Raw genomic sequence first — 775 nt, 5'->3', positions numbered from 1 at the left:
GTCAGCTCGGGACGGTTGAGGTACCCCCGCGCCACACCCGCTCCTCCGATGTAGATCTCTCCCACCGCTCCCAGCGGTACCGGCTGACAGTGCTCGTCCAGCAGGTAGATCTGCGTGTTGGCGATCGGGCGACCGATAGGAATCCTTTCTGCTAAAGATTGGGCCTGCGCTTCGTAATAGCTGGCGTTGACAGTCGCTTCGGTTGGTCCGTAGGCATTCATCCATGCGCAATCACTGTGTTTGAGCCATAGACGAAGTTGCTCCATACGAGCCTCCTCTCCGCCCACGCTAACCAGACTTACAGATGGCGGGACGCTCGCGAGGCCTTCCTCGATTTGTCGAACCCACTCGCTCCAAAAGGCTGTAGGCAGATTTAGCGCATCGATTTGAAAGTCTTCAATCAACGTGATAAATCTCCGCTCTGGCGCTAACAGGTCAGCAGAGCGCAAAATCAGGCGCCCGCCCAATTGCAGAGTTGGGAATATTTCTTCGACTGACATGTCGAAATTCAGACTGGCGAACTGCAGGATGGTTTTGCAGCCTTGCGCTGCAAACTTTGCTGCTTGCGCATGGCTAAGGTTGGCCAGTTGGATGTGCTCAACCATCACCCCCTTGGGCATGCCCGTCGAGCCGGAGGTGTAGATCACATACGCCAGGTGCATCGCGCTCAGCCCCAGTTCACGCGCGTCAGGGTTGCACCGCTCAGCTTCTGAGCCTGTCCAGACTTGCGCATCGGCGTCCAACCGCACGACAACAAGCTCAGCCTGAGCCTGCA

The 775-nt window shown here is 57.3% G+C and carries 1 protein-coding gene; it reads right to left on the bottom strand.

The annotated features are described in order from the left end of the window. The coding region (locus AC3WOE_RS30535) for an AMP-binding protein (RefSeq protein WP_492696316.1) at positions 1-775 on the bottom strand (775 nt) is incomplete at both ends.

Source organism: Roseateles sp. FW305-36 (assembly GCF_058787015.1).
Note: the sequence above shows the minus strand (reverse complement) of the source record. Positions and strands in the feature narration are given on the sequence as shown.